The sequence below is a fragment of the Sinorhizobium sp. 7-81 genome, assembly GCF_030124405.1.
GTDB classification, from domain to species: Bacteria; Pseudomonadota; Alphaproteobacteria; order Rhizobiales; family Rhizobiaceae; genus Sinorhizobium; species Sinorhizobium psoraleae.
Window position 1 is genome coordinate 270,835 of the sequence record NZ_JASKLT010000002.1, and the last position, 17,247, is coordinate 288,081.

The 17,247-nt window shown below is 62.2% G+C and carries 15 protein-coding genes; 4 read left to right on the forward strand and 11 right to left on the reverse strand.

What is annotated here, in order from left to right:
• The first annotated feature begins 8 nt into the window (after positions 1 to 8).
• Positions 9 to 269 (forward strand): CopG family ribbon-helix-helix protein, encoded by a 261-nt coding sequence (locus tag QN224_RS08605; RefSeq protein ID WP_173511779.1) that lies wholly within the window; start codon positions 9 to 11, stop codon positions 267 to 269.
• Positions 269 to 544 carry a type II toxin-antitoxin system RelE/ParE family toxin gene (locus tag QN224_RS08610; protein ID WP_173511780.1) on the forward strand — a complete coding sequence of 92 codons (276 nt, stop codon included), beginning with the start codon at positions 269 to 271 and terminating at the stop codon, positions 542 to 544. Before QN224_RS08605 ends, QN224_RS08610 begins: the two co-directional genes overlap by 1 nt.
• 157 nt (positions 545 to 701) lie before the next feature.
• On the opposite strand, the gene QN224_RS08615 is transcribed toward QN224_RS08610, so the two are convergent.
• Positions 702 to 3,476 carry a DNA translocase FtsK gene (locus QN224_RS08615; RefSeq protein ID WP_283976309.1) on the reverse strand — a complete coding sequence of 925 codons (2,775 nt, stop codon included), beginning with the start codon at positions 3,474 to 3,476 and terminating at the stop codon, positions 702 to 704.
• A 377-nt stretch (positions 3,477 to 3,853) separates the two neighbouring features.
• Here QN224_RS08615 and QN224_RS08620 point away from each other — a divergent pair, with 377 nt between their 5' ends.
• Positions 3,854 to 4,258 (forward strand): DoxX family protein, encoded by a 405-nt coding sequence (locus QN224_RS08620; RefSeq protein ID WP_283976310.1) that lies wholly within the window; start codon positions 3,854 to 3,856, stop codon positions 4,256 to 4,258.
• Positions 4,259 to 4,442: 184 nt separating this feature from the next.
• Positions 4,443 to 5,597, forward strand: a complete 1,155-nt coding sequence (locus tag QN224_RS08625) for an acyltransferase (RefSeq protein WP_283976311.1) — start codon at positions 4,443 to 4,445, stop codon at positions 5,595 to 5,597.
• Between the two features lie 98 nt (positions 5,598 to 5,695).
• On the opposite strand, the gene QN224_RS08630 is transcribed toward QN224_RS08625, so the two are convergent.
• The 10 genes from QN224_RS08630 to urtE form a co-directional block, all read right to left on the reverse strand.
• Positions 5,696 to 6,568 (reverse strand): ferritin-like domain-containing protein, encoded by an 873-nt coding sequence (locus QN224_RS08630; RefSeq protein ID WP_283976312.1) that lies wholly within the window; start codon positions 6,566 to 6,568, stop codon positions 5,696 to 5,698.
• Between the two features lie 391 nt (positions 6,569 to 6,959).
• The gene (repB, locus tag QN224_RS08635; protein WP_283976313.1) at positions 6,960 to 8,003 is read right to left on the reverse strand and encodes a plasmid partitioning protein RepB; all 1,044 of its coding nucleotides are present in this window, start codon (positions 8,001 to 8,003) and stop codon (positions 6,960 to 6,962) included.
• A 3-nt stretch (positions 8,004 to 8,006) separates the two neighbouring features.
• The gene (gene repA / locus QN224_RS08640) at positions 8,007 to 9,272 is read right to left on the reverse strand and encodes a plasmid partitioning protein RepA (protein ID WP_283976314.1); all 1,266 of its coding nucleotides are present in this window, start codon (positions 9,270 to 9,272) and stop codon (positions 8,007 to 8,009) included.
• Between the two features lie 219 nt (positions 9,273 to 9,491).
• Positions 9,492 to 10,484: an ABC transporter permease gene (locus tag QN224_RS08645; RefSeq protein WP_283976315.1), complete on the reverse strand. Its 993-nt coding sequence runs from the start codon at positions 10,482 to 10,484 to the stop codon at positions 9,492 to 9,494.
• Positions 10,481 to 11,461 (reverse strand): ABC transporter permease, encoded by a 981-nt coding sequence (locus QN224_RS08650; protein ID WP_283976316.1) that lies wholly within the window; start codon positions 11,459 to 11,461, stop codon positions 10,481 to 10,483. The genes QN224_RS08645 and QN224_RS08650 overlap by 4 nt, the downstream gene beginning before the upstream one ends.
• Entirely contained in the window at positions 11,458 to 13,005 is a 1,548-nt protein-coding gene (locus QN224_RS08655; RefSeq protein ID WP_283976317.1) for a sugar ABC transporter ATP-binding protein, read from the reverse strand. The genes QN224_RS08650 and QN224_RS08655 overlap by 4 nt, the downstream gene beginning before the upstream one ends.
• A 69-nt stretch (positions 13,006 to 13,074) precedes the next feature.
• Positions 13,075 to 14,199, reverse strand: a complete 1,125-nt coding sequence (locus QN224_RS08660; RefSeq protein ID WP_283976318.1) for a sugar ABC transporter substrate-binding protein — start codon at positions 14,197 to 14,199, stop codon at positions 13,075 to 13,077.
• A gap of 433 nt (positions 14,200 to 14,632) precedes the next feature.
• Positions 14,633 to 15,772, reverse strand: a complete 1,140-nt coding sequence (locus QN224_RS08665) for a LacI family DNA-binding transcriptional regulator (protein WP_283976319.1) — start codon at positions 15,770 to 15,772, stop codon at positions 14,633 to 14,635.
• 153 nt (positions 15,773 to 15,925) lie between these two features.
• Positions 15,926 to 16,309 (reverse strand): hypothetical protein, encoded by a 384-nt coding sequence (locus QN224_RS08670; RefSeq protein WP_283976320.1) that lies wholly within the window; start codon positions 16,307 to 16,309, stop codon positions 15,926 to 15,928.
• Positions 16,310 to 16,544: 235 nt separating this feature from the next.
• A complete protein-coding gene (gene urtE / locus QN224_RS08675; RefSeq protein WP_283976321.1) occupies positions 16,545 to 17,240 on the reverse strand; it encodes an urea ABC transporter ATP-binding subunit UrtE in 696 nt (231 codons plus the stop codon).
• Positions 17,241 to 17,247: the final 7 nt, after the last annotated feature.

Here is a 17,247-nt window from a genome sequence, read left to right on the forward strand (position 1 = left end):
GTAGAGCCATGGAAACGAAGGTGCTGACGGCGCATGTGCCACTACCGCTCGCTGAGAAGGTCGACCAGATTGCCGCACGGCTCGAACGTTCGCGCGGCTGGATCGTAAAGCAAGCGCTGACAGCCTGGATCGCTCAGGAAGAGGAACGCCGCCGCTTGACGCTGGAAGCGCTCGCCGATGTCGACGGGGGTCATCTCATCAGCCACCAATCCGTGCAGGCTTGGGCCGACAGGCTGGAGAGTGACAACCCTCTGCCTCTGCCACTTTGATGAACATCCAGTGGACAACAAAGGCGGTTTCTGAGCTCGGGCGCCTTCATGATTTTCTCGCACCGGTCTATCGGAGAGCTGCAGCCCGCACCGTGCAAGCGTTGGCAAGCGCTCCAAACCGCCTGCTGGAACAGCCACGTATGGGCGAACGGCTGGAGGAGTTCGATCCCCGTGAGGTCCGCCGTCTTCTCGTCGGCCATTACGAAATGCGCTATGAGATCACGCCGTCAACAATCTACGTCCTGACTCTTTGGCATACGCGTGAGAGTCGCTAGAGCGGAATGCGCTCACGTGCGTTCGCGCCACCGCTCTACCTGTTTGTTTTTGCCGCATTTGTGCGACGTCAGGTGATTCCACCTGACTGCAAAATCTCTAGACGCCAGTAATCGCCGCGGCCAGGCACGCGCATTGACGGAAGTGTGACTCTTCGAATCAGTCCATATCGTCGTTTTCGGGCACGCCGGAATGGTCGCGCTGGCCGTAGACGATTTCGCGCTTGCCGACATGGTTGGCAGGGCCAACAAGGCCCTCCTTTTCCATGCGCTCGACGAGCGAGGCGGCACGGTTGTAGCCGATGCCGAGGCGGCGCTGGATGTAGGACGTCGAGCACTTCTTGTCGCGCAGCACCACCTTGACCGCCTGGTCGTAGAGCTCGTTGCCGTCCTCGGACGCAATCGCGCTCTTGTCGAATACGGCGCCCTGATCCTCTTCGGCCTCTTCTTCCTCTTCGTCCGCGGTCACCGTCTCGAGATATTCGGGGCGGCCTTGCGTCTTCAGATGCGCCACGACGTGCTCCACCTCCTGGTCGGAGACGAAGGGGCCATGGACGCGGGCGATGCGGCCGCCGCCGGCCATGTGCAGCATGTCGCCTTGGCCCAGAAGCTGTTCGGCCCCCTGCTCGCCAAGAATCGTGCGGCTGTCGATCTTCGAGGTGACCTGGAACGAGATGCGTGTCGGGAAGTTCGCCTTGATCGTGCCGGTGATGACATCGACCGACGGCCGCTGCGTCGCCATGATCAGATGGATACCCGCCGCACGCGCCATCTGCGCCAGGCGCTGGATCGCGCCTTCGATTTCTTTGCCCGCCACCATCATCAGGTCGGCCATCTCATCGACGATGACGACGATATAGGGCATCGGCGCGAGGTCCATTTCCTGCTGTTCGAAGAGCGGCTCGCCCGTACCCTTTTCGAAACCGGTCTGGACCGTCGCGAGGATCGGCTCTCCCTTCTCGCGCGCCGCCGCCGCACGCTGGTTGTAGCCGTCGATGTTGCGCACGCCTAGGCGCGACATCTTGCGATAACGGTCCTCCATCTCGCGGACCGCCCATTTGAGCGCCATCACGGCTTTCTTCGGGTCGGTCACGACCGGCGTCAGAAGGTGCGGGATGCCGTCATAAACGGAGAGTTCGAGCATCTTCGGATCGACCATGATCAACCGGCATTCCTCCGGCTTCAGCCGGTAAAGCAATGACAGGATCATGGTGTTGATCGCCACCGACTTGCCCGAACCGGTGGTGCCGGCGACGAGCAGGTGCGGCATCTTGGCGAGCTCGGCAATCACCGGTTCGCCGCCGATGGTCTTGCCGAGGCAGAGCGCCAGCTTGTAGCCGGTCTTGCGGAAGTCGGCGGACTCGATCAGCTCGCGGAAATAGACCGTCTCGCGGGTGGCGTTCGGCAGTTCAATGCCGATGACGTTGCGGCCGGGCACGACCGCGACGCGTGCCGAGAGCGCCGACATCGACCGGGCGATATCGTCGGCGAGGTTGATCACGCGGGATGATTTGACACCCGGCGCCGGCTCGAATTCGTAAAGCGTGACGACGGGGCCTGGCCGCACATGGATGATCTCACCCTTGACGCCGAAATCTTCGAGCACGCTTTCGAGAAGCCCCGCATTCTGCTCGAGCTGTTCCTGCGTCATGAAAAAGCCCCGGCCCTGCGGGGGCTCCTGCAGGAGTTCTTCGGACGGAAACTCGTAGGCGTCGGCGGCCTGGAACCGCTCGGTCGCTCCAATTGGCGGTAGCGACGGGGGCGCGCGCTTGACCTGGACCGGCATGGTAATCGCTGCCTTCGTAACGCCCGGCTGAGGGAGCGCATCATTTGCGGGCGTCGCGGCAAGAGCAGGTGCTTCTGGCTGCGGTGAACCGCCTGTAACCAGTTCCACAGCGGGGTCCGTCACGAGATCCGCAGCGGCGGAAGCGTCGATCTCCGGCGACGGGGCTGCGACGGAATCCAGGGCAACGGGTTCGGGGCGCCGGCATTCGACGACGCGGAAAAGCGAGGTGATCGCCGTCGGCGGCAACCTGCGGATCTCCACCGGTTTTGCAACGACGGCTTTCGGATCCGCCGGCGGAGTCACCGCGATCGTTCTTGCTGGCTCAGCCTCGGCCATGACGGGCAAACCATCCTCGAGCGGCATGAACTCGAAAAAGGCGTGATCGGAGAGATAGGAGAGACGAGTGCCCGACGGCGCGGCGGTGTCGGAAACTGCCGGTATCGCCGGTGCTGCTTCCGCGACAGCGGCAGTTGCGGCCGACTGGGGCGATTCTTCGACGGGCGCTGGCATCTCGGTAACCGCCGCCGGTTCATCAGCGCGCTCCTCGCTCGGCTGCGGCCGACCGGGCCAGGACGGAAGCTGCTGCATGAGCACCCGCAGAAGTTCCGACGGGCTGTAGGACGACGCCTCAGTCGCGACCGCCGCTGCGGTTTCCTCCGCGGCCGCTTCCAATACCACTTCCGGCTCGGGAGCCTGCTGGTCCGCTGGCGCGTCTTCCTCCGCTTCGGCCGCGCTCTCGTCCATCGACGGCGCGCGGCGCTTCATGAATTCGCGCTCAGGGGTACGGGTGAAGCGAACATTGGGCGACAGGAAGAAATGGCTCTCCCAGGTCGTATCGCCGTCATGACCGGTGATTTCGGCAAGCGTCGGCAGCGGATCTCGCGTGGAGGCCGTGACCTGGGCCGGAGCATAGGCCGAGCCTTGGCCATAGAGCCGCATCGCGCGCCCGGCATAGCCTGCGTCGTCGGCTTCATGGCTGGAGGCCCGACGCGGCGCTTCCGGCGCCTCGAACAGGTGATCGTGTTCGGCGGAGGCCACCGGCTCGGGGTGGGCGCTGCTCGGCGCACCCGGACGCGGAGCCTCGAAATCGTCCGCCTGGTTTGCATCATACAAAGCTGCCGTCGAGAAATTTGTCCGGGGAATACGCATGGCCTGAAAACTCGAAATTCATTATCGAAGGGGCTGTCTCAACCGAATAGGAAATGAAGGTTAACAACTCCCTTCCAGGTAGATCGCTGGAAAGGTCGCGTGCCCTTCGAAGAGCTTCGCGGAGGCCTCTTTTGGCCTACCGCATTCAAGGCTTTCCAGGGCTTCGGGGACGGTTTTTTGCCACCGTTCAAATTCTGTTTCAGACCGGGAAGATTTCCGAAGCGCGAGCGTTATGTTTACAAACATAGATTGCTATCGCTATCCCGCCTCCTGCCAAGGATCGGCGGAAGGCTTAATAGCGCTGGTGATGCGCGGCGGTTGCAAATCCTCTCATGCCATGACCCGCTTCGCCCACCCCGCTAAGAAAGGCACCTGACATGAGCGACAACCTTGCACTTCAGAGCGTTCTGGCCTTCATCGGCCGTCTGCTTCTCGCCGCCATTTTCCTCTCGTCCGGCTTCGAAAAGCTGGCGGATCCCTCCGGAACGATCGGCTATATAGCGGCGGCAAATCTGCCCCTGCCCTCGGTCGCCTATGCCATCGCTCTCGTGCTGGAACTCGGTGGCGGCATTCTTCTCGTCCTCGGCTATCAAGCGCGTTTGGTGGCACTCGCCCTGGCGGTCTTCACACTGGTATCGGCTCTCGGATTTCACACCAATTTTGCGGACCAAAACCAGATGATCCACTTCATGAAGAATCTCGCCATCACAGGCGGATTCCTGCAGATCGTCGCGTTCGGTGCGGGTCCCTTCAGCCTGGATGCGCGGGCCAGCCGGGTCTGAGCAACGTTCTCCGCAACCAAGGCAATCCTTTGTCGCCGAAGCAGGGGCCAGACCGCTTGCCCGCTCTCCTAACGCTCGGCCATTACTTACTATCGCCTTAGTCGGTCTCTAGGCAGTCCCTTGTGCGTCGCAACATAGCACGCACCCAGTAACCTTTAGTTGCTAACAAGGACGAAGATTGCTGATGGCTGACCATGCTTCCCGCAAGATCCGAATCGATTGCCTGGATGGACTTCGAGGCCTCGCGTCTCTCTGGGTGATGGTTGGCCATGCGCTATTGCTGACGGGTTGGCGCCTGCCCGTTCTGTCGGAGCCTGATCTCGGCGTCGATCTCTTCATCATGCTTTCCGGTTTCCTGATGGTGTTTCACTATCAGCTGCGTGCCGGCAAGGAGCCATGGGATCTGAGCTCGACCTGGGTACGCTTCTGGATCCGGCGTTTCCTCAGAATCGCGCCGCTCTACTATGTCCTCCTGGCTGTTGCCTTCATGCTCGGTGTCTGGCTGTTCGAATCGAGAATGGTCATCGACGCCTTCCTCGAAAGAACGCCGCAGTCACCCCAGCGCTACCTCGACAATGGCGTGAGGAACGGGCTGATGCATGTCAGCTTTCTTTTCGGCCTCTCTCCCGACTACGCCTACCGGACTCCCCTGCCGGACTGGAGCATAGGGCTTGAAATGCAGTTCTATGCGGCCTTTCCCTTCATCATGCTCTTGTTCAAGAAAGGCGGTTGGCTGAAAGGCGCGCTCTTCACGGCCGTTATTGCCCTCGCGATCGTTTCGACGTTGAGCCTGTTCGGCGTTCACTTTCCAATGCCGGCCTTCCTGCCGTTGAAGATGCATACCTTTCTCAGCGGAATGCTGTTGGCGCTTGGTCTTCACGCGGACGGGCCGAAGGCTGTTCTCCATGGCGGCGCTGCCATGGCGCTCGCTCTGCTGCCGATCGGCGGCGATATGACGATGACGAAAATGCTGATGCGGGTCATGCTCGTCGCCGTCTTCTTCGCGCTGCTCTATCATCGACTTGCCGGCGATGGTTTGGGCGCGCGGCTTCGCGCGGTTTCCTCGTCCCTCGGAAACAGGTTCTTCCATTGGCTCGGGGAACTTTCGTTCGGGGCCTATCTCTGGCACCTCATCTTTCTGCAGCCGATCGCCGCCTATTTCATCGGCGCCTTCGGCGACACGATGACAGCGCCTGTGCGGTTCGCCGTGGTTACCGCCATTCTGGTGCCGTTGGTTTACACCGCTGCCTGCATGACTTTCTTCGCGGTCGAAAAACCTGGCCAGAGGCTCGCCAAGCGTTTGATCGACCGGCGAAAGCCTCAGCCGGTCGGGGCATAATCCTTCGAAGGAGAGCCGTCAGACGTTCTCAGGCGTAAACGTTGGAAACCGGCCGGCGACAGCAGGAGGCACCGCGGCCGTGCGCGATCGCCAGCCGTTCAGGTGCTATTGATCATTCCGTTCATCCCGTTCGGGTAAAAGCCACCCTTCGTCGCGCCCTCCTGATCAGTGAGATACACGATGCGCAACACCTCTTGCGGGGTCCGGGTGAAGGCTATCGCATCCGGCGTCGAAGGAACGATATTGGCCTTGCCGTCCATCTGGATGCCTTGATCCTTATCCTCCGATCCATCGATTTTGTCACGGGCATCAGAAACTGCATTCGCCGCCTTCCAGGCTTGCTCGCCCATTCTGTAGAGCGTGGATCGGGCCATCCCCATGTGATAGGCCTCCACAGCCAGGATACCGGCGGCAGCGGCCAGAAAATCCTTGTTCTTCAATACTGTCGCCGCGCCGGCATAGGCGGTAACGCCGACGTCTTCGAACAGCATCCCGCCAAGCACAAAGTTCATCTCGTTGCCGAATGGATCAAAGTTCTCGCCGAGGCCCGCCGCTTTTGCGACCGCTGTAAAGCCCGCATCGAAATCGATGGCCGGTCTGGGCACCGCCTGATCTCCGAGAGTCTTGCGGTAGAATCGAACATGCGCGAGTTCGTTTTCCGCCACCTCGCGCATGAACTCACTGATGGCGGGCGTATCGAAGGAAACTTGGCTGCCACCGGTTACAGGGCCAGCTTCCGCGCCCGCATCAGAATCATCGATCCCTTTCCCGGTCGTTCCTCGCAGGTAATATTCGGCTTCCATGTACTCCAGGTTGAGCGCAAACTGGAAAATATCCTCGTCCATAACGCCGCCCGGCTCGTCGGCACGCGAAATCGACGCGAGGCCTGCGCTCGAGGCGAGCGTCGCTCCAAGGCCCAACTGCAAGAGGAGACGGCGCGGAAGAAAAAGTGAAGGCACCGGACGGATCATGGCTTTCTCCTTGAAGCCCGCCCGGCGTCAGTTTTGGCGCCTCGATCACGCGGGCCAATTAACGTCCAACATCATCAAAGACCAAATGTTCCGGACCTCAAGATCCTAGAACTTCGGGAGCTTTTTAGGCCGGCCTTTTGGGTTCGAAAGCGGCCGTTCAGCGCGCCCTTGGCATAGTTTTGAGGCATTTGTTATTCTGGCGAAGTAGATCCCCTCATCCACCTGCCGGCGCCTTCTCCCGCAAGCGGGGAGATCTACAGCGCCGCGCGTCTTACCAGACGCGCAAAGGTCGCCGTAGCACTTTGAAATGCTGCATGTCTCTGTCCTTGAATCGAGGTCGATTCAAGGAGACATGCAGTAGGATGAGTGGCTTAGCCCTCTACCGCTCAAATCATAAGGACTTCTGGTTCTCCACAAAGGTCGCGTGCCATTTCGCCAGCATCGACACCGCTTCCTTGAGGAAGGCCGGGTGGGTGCCGGGCAGGAACTCGATTCTTGGGGCTTTTCCGTCAAGCCTCAGCCGCGCGAAGACACGGCCCGCCTCGTCTTTCAGTTCCTCGGGCTTCTCCGGCTCCGGCTTGTCGCTCTCAGATAGGCGATTGAAGACGAGCTGAAAGCGCTGGTCGGTGTCTGCGGCGCGGAACCGCGGCGAACCGACTTCCTCGTCCGCCAGCCCGCGGGCCTTTTCGAGTAACGTGGCAATCGCCATCCACCGCTCGCGTCCGGCTTTCGGCGCCGGGCCGATCGCCCGCACAAGATGATGCGGTACGCTGTCGGCCACCTGCAACAGGCGCGACAGCTCGCTCTTCTGCACCGCAAGCGCGTCGCCGATCACCTTGCGGTCGAATCCGCGCGCGGCGAGCGTCGCGGCGAAAAGCGCGCGCTCGATGAAGGAAAGATTGCGCCGCTCCGCGTTTTCCTTGCCCTGGGCGAGCACCAGTTCGTCGTCGGAAAGAGGCCGGACGATCGCTTTCACCTGGAGCTCGAGCCGGCGCACCGCCTTCAGCCGGCGATGGCCGTAAGCAGTCTGGTAATGGCCATGCTTTTCCGGGTGCGGCCGCACGAGGATCGGCGATTGCTGGCCGTTCTCGCGGATACTTTCGACGAGCGCCAGAAAGTCTGGATCGTCCACTTCGCCGTCGGTCAACCGGTCCTCGACGAAGGAGGCCTCGACCAGGATAGGATCGAGCGCAACCACCCGCTCGCCTTGCGTGAGAGCCTCCCGCAACACGCGTGCTTCTTCCGCCTCGCGGGTGATGTTGCCGAGCGAAAGTCCCATGGCCCGGACCGCTCCGGATGCCGCGCGTGGCGCATCGGCAGCCGTCTGCCGGTTGACAGGTGTCAACTCGCTCGGGCTGGTCTGTTCCGAAGGTGCCGCAGGAGCACCACCTGCAAACAGCGCCCGCAATTCGTTTTTCCTGTTGTTGCCAGCCATGTCTTAGCGCCCCCAGGCCGCATGAATGAGAGCCTCGATTTCGCCGTTGACGGCGTTCAACGATTCGATCGCCCGGTCGTAAGTCGCGCGGGTAAAATTCTCCCGGCCAACCTCGTAGAGCGTCTGTTTCGTCAGGCCGGCATCCGAGATCGCCGTCGATTTCACCATGGCGGACGTCAGCACCCGATCGCCAAAGAGAGAGCGCATGAAGCCGACGATCTGCGCCTGTGGCCCGTCATTAGGCTCGAAGCGGGTGACGAGATAACGCAGGAAATCGAAGTTGAGCTCGCCGCCAGCCTCGCGCACGACGCTGAGGAGGTCCGAGGTCATGTAGAGGAACTGGTTCATCGAGGCGACGTCGAGCATCTGCGGATGCACGGTGACGATGACCGAAGTCGAAGCGCAGAGCGCCGAAAGCGTCAGGTAGCCAAGTTGCGGCGGGCAGTCGATGACGACGACGTCGTACTCGTCGGCAACGGTCGCAAGCGCCGTCTGAACGCGGGCGAAGAAGAGCGGTCCGGCATCCGCGCCGCTCTGGCGTGCGCTCAGCGCCTGCGGCGTCGTGTGCTCGAACTCCTGCAGTTCAAGATTGCCCGGCACGAGATCGAGCCCGTCGAAATAGGTCTTGCGGATGATTTCCTTGAGCGGCCGCGCCTCGGAATCATAGCGGATGGCGCCATAGAGCGTGTCATTGCCGGTCAGGTCCAGTTCCGGCTGATAGCCGAACAGCGCCGAAAGCGATGCCTGCGGGTCGAGATCGACCGCGAGAACCCGATGGCCGGTCAGAGCGAGATACTGGGCGAGATGGACCGACGAGGTTGTCTTGCCGGAGCCTCCCTTGAAGTTGGTGACGGAAACGACCTGCAGATGCTCGCCCTTCGCGCTGTCGCGCCACTTCAGGTAGCTGCGCGCTTTGGCGCCGTTGCCCTTGACCAGCGCCTGCTCGGCAAGATGACGACGAAGCGCGTTGATGTCGGAAAGCGAATACGAGCGCCGCCCGCCCGCACCGGTGTCGGGCTGGGGGCCCTCGCCTGCCAGCGACAATTGCCGAAGATAACCGTCGGAAACGCCGATCAGCTTGGCGGCCTCGCCGGACGTGAAGCTGCGGAGCGTCTTCATCGCCGTCGGCGCGAACAGACGATCGCGCATCGCTTTCAACTGCTCGGAAAGTGCGCGTGCATCCGCCGCGATCGCCTCGTCCGCCGGTCGCCGATGTGCCGTTCCGCTCAAGCCCCCCGCTTCTCCGGCCGCCGCCGTCGATCCCGCCATATCCATTCCCAAGTGCCCTCTCTCGCGTTTCGCATCGCATTTACGGCAGCAATCAACCGGCAACAGCATCCGTTCGACGGTCGCGCAAATGCGCCCGCAACGTCTTCTAACAGGCCGGTCGCTGAACTACGCTGAAATGCGGAATATGCGATCTATTCCGTTAGAAGGTGATTCATCCTCTGATTCGCGTCAAGCCATTTTGGGGAAATGGTGATAGCTTCACCGGTTTGGTGGGGCGCGACCATAGAGGAGCAGCATCACGATGATGACGACACCGTAAACGATTTGGCGGCCCGCTTCCGGCATTTGCATCACCGAGAGGATCGATTGCAGGAGCGTGATCAGGATGACGCCGGCGACCGTGCCCAGATAGGAGCCGCGACCGCCAAGGATTGAGGTGCCGCCGAGCACGACGGCCGCGATTGCCGGCAGCAGATAGGCATCGCCCATCGCTTGCGCCGCCTTCGACGCATAGCCGGCGAGCAGCACGCCGCCGAAGGCGCTGAGCGCGCCCGAAATCGCAAAGGCGATCATGACGATGCGGCGCGTATCAACACCCGAAAGATAGGCTGCGCGTTCGCTGTTGCCGATCCCGTAGACGGCGCGGCCGAAGGACGTGCGCGTGAACAGGAACACCATCATGGCGCTGATCGCCGCCCAGACGATGATGGCGTTCGGCAGGCCAGGAATGACGAATCCCGTTGCGAGCCAGCGTATGGCCGGCGGTGCCGAATCCTGCGGCGAGAAGCCGCCGGTGTAAACGACCATCAGCCCCTGAGCGACGACATTGCTCGCAAGCGTCACGATCATCGACGGGATGCGCAGATAGGCGACGCCGAAGCCGCTGACGAGTCCGAAGGCAGCCCCGCAGAGCACGCCAATGGGAATGGCGATGATCGGTCCCACGCCGCCGAAGCCTGCGGCCGCGCAGGCCATCATCGCTCCGGTTGTCATCACCCAGGGAACGGAAAGATCGATATGGCCGAGTAGGATCACGACCATCATGCCCGCGGCCACCACCCCGAGGAACGAAGCGACCTTGAGTTGCTGCAGGAGGTAGTTGAGCGACAGGAAGTTGCTGGAATAGAGGCTGCTTAAGAAGAGCAGCAGCAGGATGCAGCCGAAGGCGGTGAGCACGGCCGGATCGGCTCGGCGAAGAAATGCCGGCAGGCGGGCCCTGATCGAGATGCGGTTCTCTGAAGTCTCGCTCATAGGAACCAGTCCAGACGGTTGCGCACCCGCAGCAGAGCCAGGGAACCGATACTCACGGCGATCATCAGGACGACGCCCTGCAGCAACGGTTGCCATAGCGGATCGACGTCGAAGACGAACAGCATATCACCGGTCGCGCGGGCGGCGAAGGCGCCGAAGATCGCGCCGATGGCGCTGCCCCGGCCGCCATAGAGCGAGACCCCGCCGAGCACGACCGCCGCGATCGACCAGAGCGTGTAGCCGCTGCCGCTGGCATAGGCTGCCTCGCCGGTATAGGTGAAGAAGGTCAGGAACAGTCCGCCCATCGCGGCGAGCAGGCCCGCGAGCGTGTAGGCCGCAAACTTGCCGCGCCGGATCGGCATGCCGGACATGAAGGCCGCCTGCTCGGACGAGCCTGCCGCAAAGGCTGCCCGCCCGATCTTCGATCGCCGAAAGGGCAGCCAGACGAGCACGACGGCGGCTGCCAGCAGCACCAGGCTCGATGGGATCACGCCAAAAAGACGGCCCGTAAGCGCGTCTGCAAGGTCCTCGTTGACGGAACCGCCGGGAAAGGGTCTCAGCAGCAACGCCAGGCCGAAATAAATGGCCCCGGTCGCGATCGTAGCGACGATCGGCTGCAGCCGCCCGTAGATCACCAGGAGCCCGTTGATGGCGCCGCAGACCATGCCTGCGACGAGCACGGCCACGACGCCCAGGGCAGTCGGCAGCGGTTCGCCGACGACGAGCCAGGATGCCAGGCAATTGGTCAGCACGAAGATCATGCCGACCGACAGATCGATGCCCGAGGTGATCACAACCAATGTCTGGGCCATGGCGACGAAAGCAAAGAGCGCCCCCTTGTTGGCTGCGGTCTGGGCCACGTTGGCAGTCAGGCCGGCCGGGTGGTTGGCGATGTAGACGGTAAACATCAGCAGAAAGATCGCGAGCCCCATCAGCGTGCCGCGCTGTTCGTTCAACCAATAGCGCCACTCGCTCATGCCGTCGTTCCCTCTTGACCACTATCGACGTTGAGAGCGCTCGCGATCAGCGCGTGCTCGGTGATGCCTCGGCCTTCAAGCTCGCGGACGATGCGGCCGTCATAGAGAACCAGAACCCGGTCGCAGCAACCGATCAGCTCGTCATAGTCGGTCGAATAGAACAGGATCGCCGCGCCGGCATCGGCCAGCCGGCGCAGAAGCTGGTACATCTCCTGCTTCGTGCCGACATCGATGCCGCGTGTCGGGTCGTTCAACAGAACGATGCGCGGCTTGCGCATCAACCACTTGGCAATGACCACCTTCTGCTGATTGCCGCCAGACAGCGCCCCGACCGGTATGTCGAGGCCGGCAGTCTTGATCGCAAGCAGCCGCACCATTTCATCGATCAATTGTTCTTCTGCCGTACGATCGATGATCCCGCCCCGCGAAACACGGTCGAGCGCCGCGAAGGACAGGTTTTCCCGCACCGTCATCGGCAGCATCAGCCCCTCCGTCTTGCGGTCTTCCGGGATCAGCGCCATGGCGCTGCGCGAAGAGCGCGCGGCAGCCGGGCTGCCGATCGCCATGGGCGTGCCATCGATGAGCACGGACCCGGTCGTTCCGCGTAGCACCCCAAAAAGGGCGAGCAGCAGGTTGCGCTGACCCTGCCCGTCCAGTCCGCCGAGGCCCACCACCTCTCCCTCGCCGACCGACAGAGAAATGTCGCGCAGCCGGGCGCCCCAGCCGAGATTCCGGCATTCGAGGATGGGCGGCTTCGACGACGGCGCACGCTGCGGCTTAGGCGGGAAGACGTTACTGTATTCGCGCCCGATCATCATTTCGACGACTTCGTCGTTGGTGCGGGTGCCGGCGCGAAAGCTCGCGACATTGCGGCCGTTGCGGAACACGGTGCAGGTGTCGGCGAGTTCGGCGATCTCGTGCATGCGGTGCGAGATATAGAGCAAGCCAAGGCCCTCCGAACGCAACCGCTTCAGCACCGCAAACACCTTGGCGACGTCACCGGCCGTCAGCGCCGAAGTCGCTTCATCGAGGATCAGGATGCGCGGGCTGGAGGCCAACGCCTTGGCGATCTCGACCATCTGCCGGCGGGAGAGTGGCAGGTCCTTCACCGCCGCACGCGGATGAATGTCCTCCGCGCCGGCCCGCGCCAGCGCCTCTTCCGCAAGCGCCCGCTGGGCCCGCCGGTCGATCATGCCGAAGCGGCACGGAGGATTGGAGATGGCGATGTTGTCCGCGACGCTGAGATCGGGGACAAGGGACAGTTCCTGGAAAACGCAGGCAATGCCTGCCGCGGCTGCTGCGGCCGGCGAGCGAAACACGACGTCCCTGCCATCGAGCAGCATCCGCCCTTCGTCCGGCGCCACCACGCCCGCCATGATCTTGATCAGCGTCGACTTGCCTGCGCCGTTCTCGCCAAGAATGGCGTGGATGTGACCCGCTTCCACGTCAAGCTCGGCATTTTCCAGGGCACGCACCCCGCCGTAACGCTTCGACACGCCCTTCATCCGGAAGAGCGGCGTCGCCTTTGTCTCTGCCGTGGTCATCTGTCGCCTCGGATGCCGGATTTTTCGTGCATGCCGCGCCTCAGCGCGGCATGCGGATCGGGAGGGCTCCTACTGGTTTTCCTTCGTCTGGCCCATGATCTCCTGGGCAGTGAAGTTGATGCCGCAGGTCGGGAAGGCGTTGCCGACGAAGAAATTGTCCGACTGGTCGGGATAGAAGTCCTGGCCTTCCTTGAAGTTCGGATCTTCGACGATCGCCAGGGGCAACTTGATCGATTGCGGCACCACCTGCCCTTCCAGCGCGGCGATCGCCGTCTTGATGGCAACCGCGACCTGGGCCGGGCCGGTGCCCGCCGACGAGCACTTCAATCCCTCGCCGGCATGCTTGGCGCAGAACTTGCGGAAGCCGTTCTCCGTCTCTCCGCCGAATGGAACGAAGGGATGGCCGGCATCGATCATCGCCTGCACGACGCCGGTGTCGCCACCCTGCGCGGTAATGCCGTCGAATTTCTTGTGAACGGCAATCGCATCGGCCGTCGCCTTTTGTGCGGTCGGATCGTCCCACTTGCCGAGCACCTCGACGACGTCCCACTTCTTGCCCGTGGCGGCAAATGTCTCGTGAATGCCGTTATGACGGTCGGTGTCGACCGACGTGCCGGCAACGCCGCGCACTTCCAGGATCTTGCCGCCCTCAGGCAGGTGCTTGGCAAGCCAATTCGCCCAGAGCACACCGAGCCCCTTCTGGTCGACGTTGACGTTGATCGCGTCTTCGGTGTCGAGAATATTGTCGAAGGCGACCAGGACCACGCCGGCTTCCTTGGCGCGCTTGATGACTGGTCCGAAGGCGGTGGGGTTTTGGGCATTGACGACGATCGCGTCATAGCCGGAATCGATGAAGTTGTTGATCGCCGAAATCTGCGCCGGCACGTCCTCGCCGGTAGAAACCACCTTGAATTCCTTGAGCTTGGCAGCGACGTCCGGCTGCGCCGCATAGGCCTTGGCGGTCTGGATCATCTGAATGCGCCAGGTATTGGCGATATAGCCGTTGGCAAGCGCGATCCGATACGGCCCGTCCTTTTTCGGAAACTTGAAGAATTTGGTTTCTGCCGTCCACGGTACGAAACAATCCGGTTCGGCCGCGGGGCCGCTGACGACCTCGGGTTCGGCATGCGCAGTCGTGGACAGAAGTGCAAGTGCAGCGGCCGCGAGAATGCCGCTGACGAATTTTCTGGTCATCGAATTCCCTCCCATTTTGTTGAAATGCCGGGACAAGGCATCGAAACAGGGGGCCGGCAGAGCATCCCGCTTTGGGTGGAATCACGAAAAGCGGACGGGAATGCACTAGATCAACGTGCTGGAGCGCTCGTTGTGCGTCCACTACAGCGCCACGCGTCTTATCCGACGCACAAAGGACCGCTGTAGCGCTTGAGTTGCTGCATGTTTCGCCCTTAAATCGATTACGGTTTAAGGAAACATGCAGTGGAACCCACAAGGCTCCAGACGTCGAGCATTCGACGCAGACAACGTCTGCGCTGATTGCCGATCCGGCACGACATGTCGATACGCGAGTCCGGTGACGTCAGACAGGTCTCCTCCCGAAACGTCACAGGCAGGAATGGTAGCGCTACCAACTGGCAAAGTAAAGCGCCGCATTCTGGCCGCATTGCGCTCAGAACGTCGGTGTTGCCGCACGCATCGTGCTCTCGCGCATCTTCAACTCGAAGCCGAGATCCACGATGGTTCGTTGCGGCCGCTCGCCTGCAATGGCGGCCCGTGCCATGGCAATGGCGCGCCGGCCGATCTCGTATCGGGGGGTCCGCACGCTGGTGATGGAGGGCGATGCGACCTCCATCATTTCGAGATCGTTGAAGCCGGCTATGGCGATTTGCGCCGGGATCTTCAGACTTGCGCGATGGCAGGCGAAAAGCACCCCCAATGCCAGGTCGTCGTTGTTGCAGATGACCGCGTCGAGATCCGGGGTCTTTTCGAGCGCCTTGTGAAACAGACCGGCACCCATCGACACGCTCGAGGGCAATATGGTCGTCGTCACGAGCGCTGCGTCGAAACGGCCGGCTTCGCGCATCACCGTCTCATAGCCTGCGAGGCGCCGCCGCGAACGCGGGTCCATGCGCGCGCCGAGAAACCCTATGCGCTTACAGCCGACATCGACCAGGTGCCGCGCCACCGCCTTGCCCGCCTCCAGGTGGGAAAAGCCGATCATCATGTCGATCGGGTCCGGCCCGATTTCCATAATTTGCACGACCGGGCAACCTGCCTCTTCCAGCATCTGCCGCGTCGTCGGGGCCTGATCGATGCCGGAAACGATCAACGCGGACGGGCGCTGGCCGAGAAAGACCCTCAGCAGCCGCTCTTCCTCCTGTTCGGAATAATGCGTGTTGCCGAACTGGATCTGCAGCGGGCAATCCCCCAGGCCGTCGTGGATGCCGCGCAAGACCTCGGAAAAGACATTGTTCGTCAGCGACGGAACGAGCACGCCGATGACGTCGGCCCGTGCCGACGCCAGCGCACGAGCACTCGGGTTCGGCACGTAGCCCAGCTCGTCGACTGCCGCGGCAATGCGCTGGCGCAGTTCCGGCGATACGCGCTCGGGATCTCGCAGCGCGCGGGAGACCGTGATGCTGCCGACGCCGGCGAGACCCGCAACGTCCGCAAGGGTCGGACGGCCGCTGCCCCGGCGCGATCGATTCCTGACTTCGCTGTCGTTTGACGCCACACCCCGCCTCAATTCGGCCACCGGCGCTGCGCGCCGCTGCTTGTTATATCTGCTCGGCGCGAGGAAATTGCGCATGTGCTGCGCTCCCCTCACCCGACCATCTTACGGTGCGTCGTATGAAATGAAAGAACTCTCAGTCGTACAGGCATCGGCCGAAGACAGACGGACGCACAACGAAACAGCGCGGCACGACAGCCGCGCTGTTTGCCCAATCAAGCCTTGGCGCTGTTACTCAGCGTGAAGCCGCTGATTGAAGCGGTCAACAAAAGTTTCGACCGAACCGCGACCGAAGCGCCTCAGGCGGCGCCTGACCAGAACGGCCATGACGCGGGCCGCGGTGGAAAAGGTCATCTCGTCAAGCGGTCCGCGGCCACTCCATGGCTTGCTCAGCCGGTCGGTGACGATACCGATCATGTTGGCGGGCATGATATCGGTGCAAGGTTTCATCCAGTCGAAGACGTCGCTGATCGGCAGCATGTTGCCTTCATAGGAAACCATCGGTTCAGGCATCCCCTCATCCCAGTCTTCATAGGCCTCGAGTGCCTCTCGAAACAGATTCTGCAGGGTAATCGGGGCGTGCCCTTCGTAAAGGGCGGGCAGGAAATTCGTCATTAGGGTCTCCTCCGATTGGGTAGGCCGGAAACGCGAAATGGCCAATTCCGTCAGCGGTAACGGATTGTGATGTTCCTTCATAAAGCGTGCAGCGGGAGTATGGTTCAAAGCAGCAGGCAGCGCAACACAATCGATTAAAACACTGTATTTTTTGCCGTGTTCCGAAGGCAAAGCATCCTTCGAGGAGCGGGCAAGCGGCTGAATTTCTGGAATAATTTACCCCTGTGGAAAACAATTACACGGTCAAATGCCGGCGTGCCTCCGCCGTATCCAGCGTTTCCGCCGGCCCCTCATGCACGAAGGCACCGCGGTCCATGATGTAGACATGGTCGGCGAGATCGCGGCAGAAATCGAGATATTGCTCGACGAGCAGGATCGCCATGCCGGTCGAATCCCGCAGATATTTGATCGCACGGCCGATGTCCTTGATGATCGACGGCTGGATGCCCTCGGTCGGCTCGTCGAGCACGAGGATTTTTGGACGCGTGACAAGCGCGCGACCGATGGCAAGCTGCTGCTGCTGGCCGCCGGAAAGATCGCCGCCACGCCGGCCGAGCATGGCTTGCAGCACCGGGAACAGGCTGAAGATGTCCTCTGGGATCGAGCGGTCGGCCCGCTTCAGCGGCGCATAGCCGGTTTCGAGATTCTCCCTGACCGTGAGCAAGGGGAAAATCTCCCGCCCCTGCGGCACGTAGCCGACGCCGAGCTTCGCCCGGCGAAAGGGCGCCATGCCGTCGAGCGGGGCGCCGTTGAAGGCGATCGCGCCGCTGGTCACCGGATGTTGGCCGGTGATCGCCCTGAGCAGGCTCGACTTGCCGACGCCGTTGCGCCCCAGCACGCAGGTGATCTTTCCCATCTCGGCCTTGATCGAGACGTTGCGCAAGGCCTGCGCGGCGCCGTAGTGAAGGCTGACGTTTTCGACGGTCAACATGGGTCCA

Coding starts and splice junctions, on each gene's coding strand:
- QN224_RS08605 (WP_173511779.1), top strand. CDS start 9: ATGGAAACGAAGGTGCTGACGGCGCATGTGCCACTACCGCTCGCTGAG.
- QN224_RS08610 (WP_173511780.1), top strand. CDS start 269: ATGAACATCCAGTGGACAACAAAGGCGGTTTCTGAGCTCGGGCGCCTT.
- QN224_RS08615 (WP_283976309.1), bottom strand. CDS start 3,476: ATGCGTATTCCCCGGACAAATTTCTCGACGGCAGCTTTGTATGATGCA.
- QN224_RS08620 (WP_283976310.1), top strand. CDS start 3,854: ATGAGCGACAACCTTGCACTTCAGAGCGTTCTGGCCTTCATCGGCCGT.
- QN224_RS08625 (WP_283976311.1), top strand. CDS start 4,443: ATGGCTGACCATGCTTCCCGCAAGATCCGAATCGATTGCCTGGATGGA.
- QN224_RS08630 (WP_283976312.1), bottom strand. CDS start 6,568: ATGATCCGTCCGGTGCCTTCACTTTTTCTTCCGCGCCGTCTCCTCTTG.
- repB (WP_283976313.1), bottom strand. CDS start 8,003: ATGGCTGGCAACAACAGGAAAAACGAATTGCGGGCGCTGTTTGCAGGT.
- repA (WP_283976314.1), bottom strand. CDS start 9,272: ATGGCGGGATCGACGGCGGCGGCCGGAGAAGCGGGGGGCTTGAGCGGA.
- QN224_RS08645 (WP_283976315.1), bottom strand. CDS start 10,484: ATGAGCGAGACTTCAGAGAACCGCATCTCGATCAGGGCCCGCCTGCCG.
- QN224_RS08650 (WP_283976316.1), bottom strand. CDS start 11,461: ATGAGCGAGTGGCGCTATTGGTTGAACGAACAGCGCGGCACGCTGATG.
- QN224_RS08655 (WP_283976317.1), bottom strand. CDS start 13,005: ATGACCACGGCAGAGACAAAGGCGACGCCGCTCTTCCGGATGAAGGGC.
- QN224_RS08660 (WP_283976318.1), bottom strand. CDS start 14,199: ATGACCAGAAAATTCGTCAGCGGCATTCTCGCGGCCGCTGCACTTGCA.
- QN224_RS08665 (WP_283976319.1), bottom strand. CDS start 15,772: ATGCGCAATTTCCTCGCGCCGAGCAGATATAACAAGCAGCGGCGCGCA.
- QN224_RS08670 (WP_283976320.1), bottom strand. CDS start 16,309: ATGACGAATTTCCTGCCCGCCCTTTACGAAGGGCACGCCCCGATTACC.
- urtE (WP_283976321.1), bottom strand. CDS start 17,240: ATGTTGACCGTCGAAAACGTCAGCCTTCACTACGGCGCCGCGCAGGCC.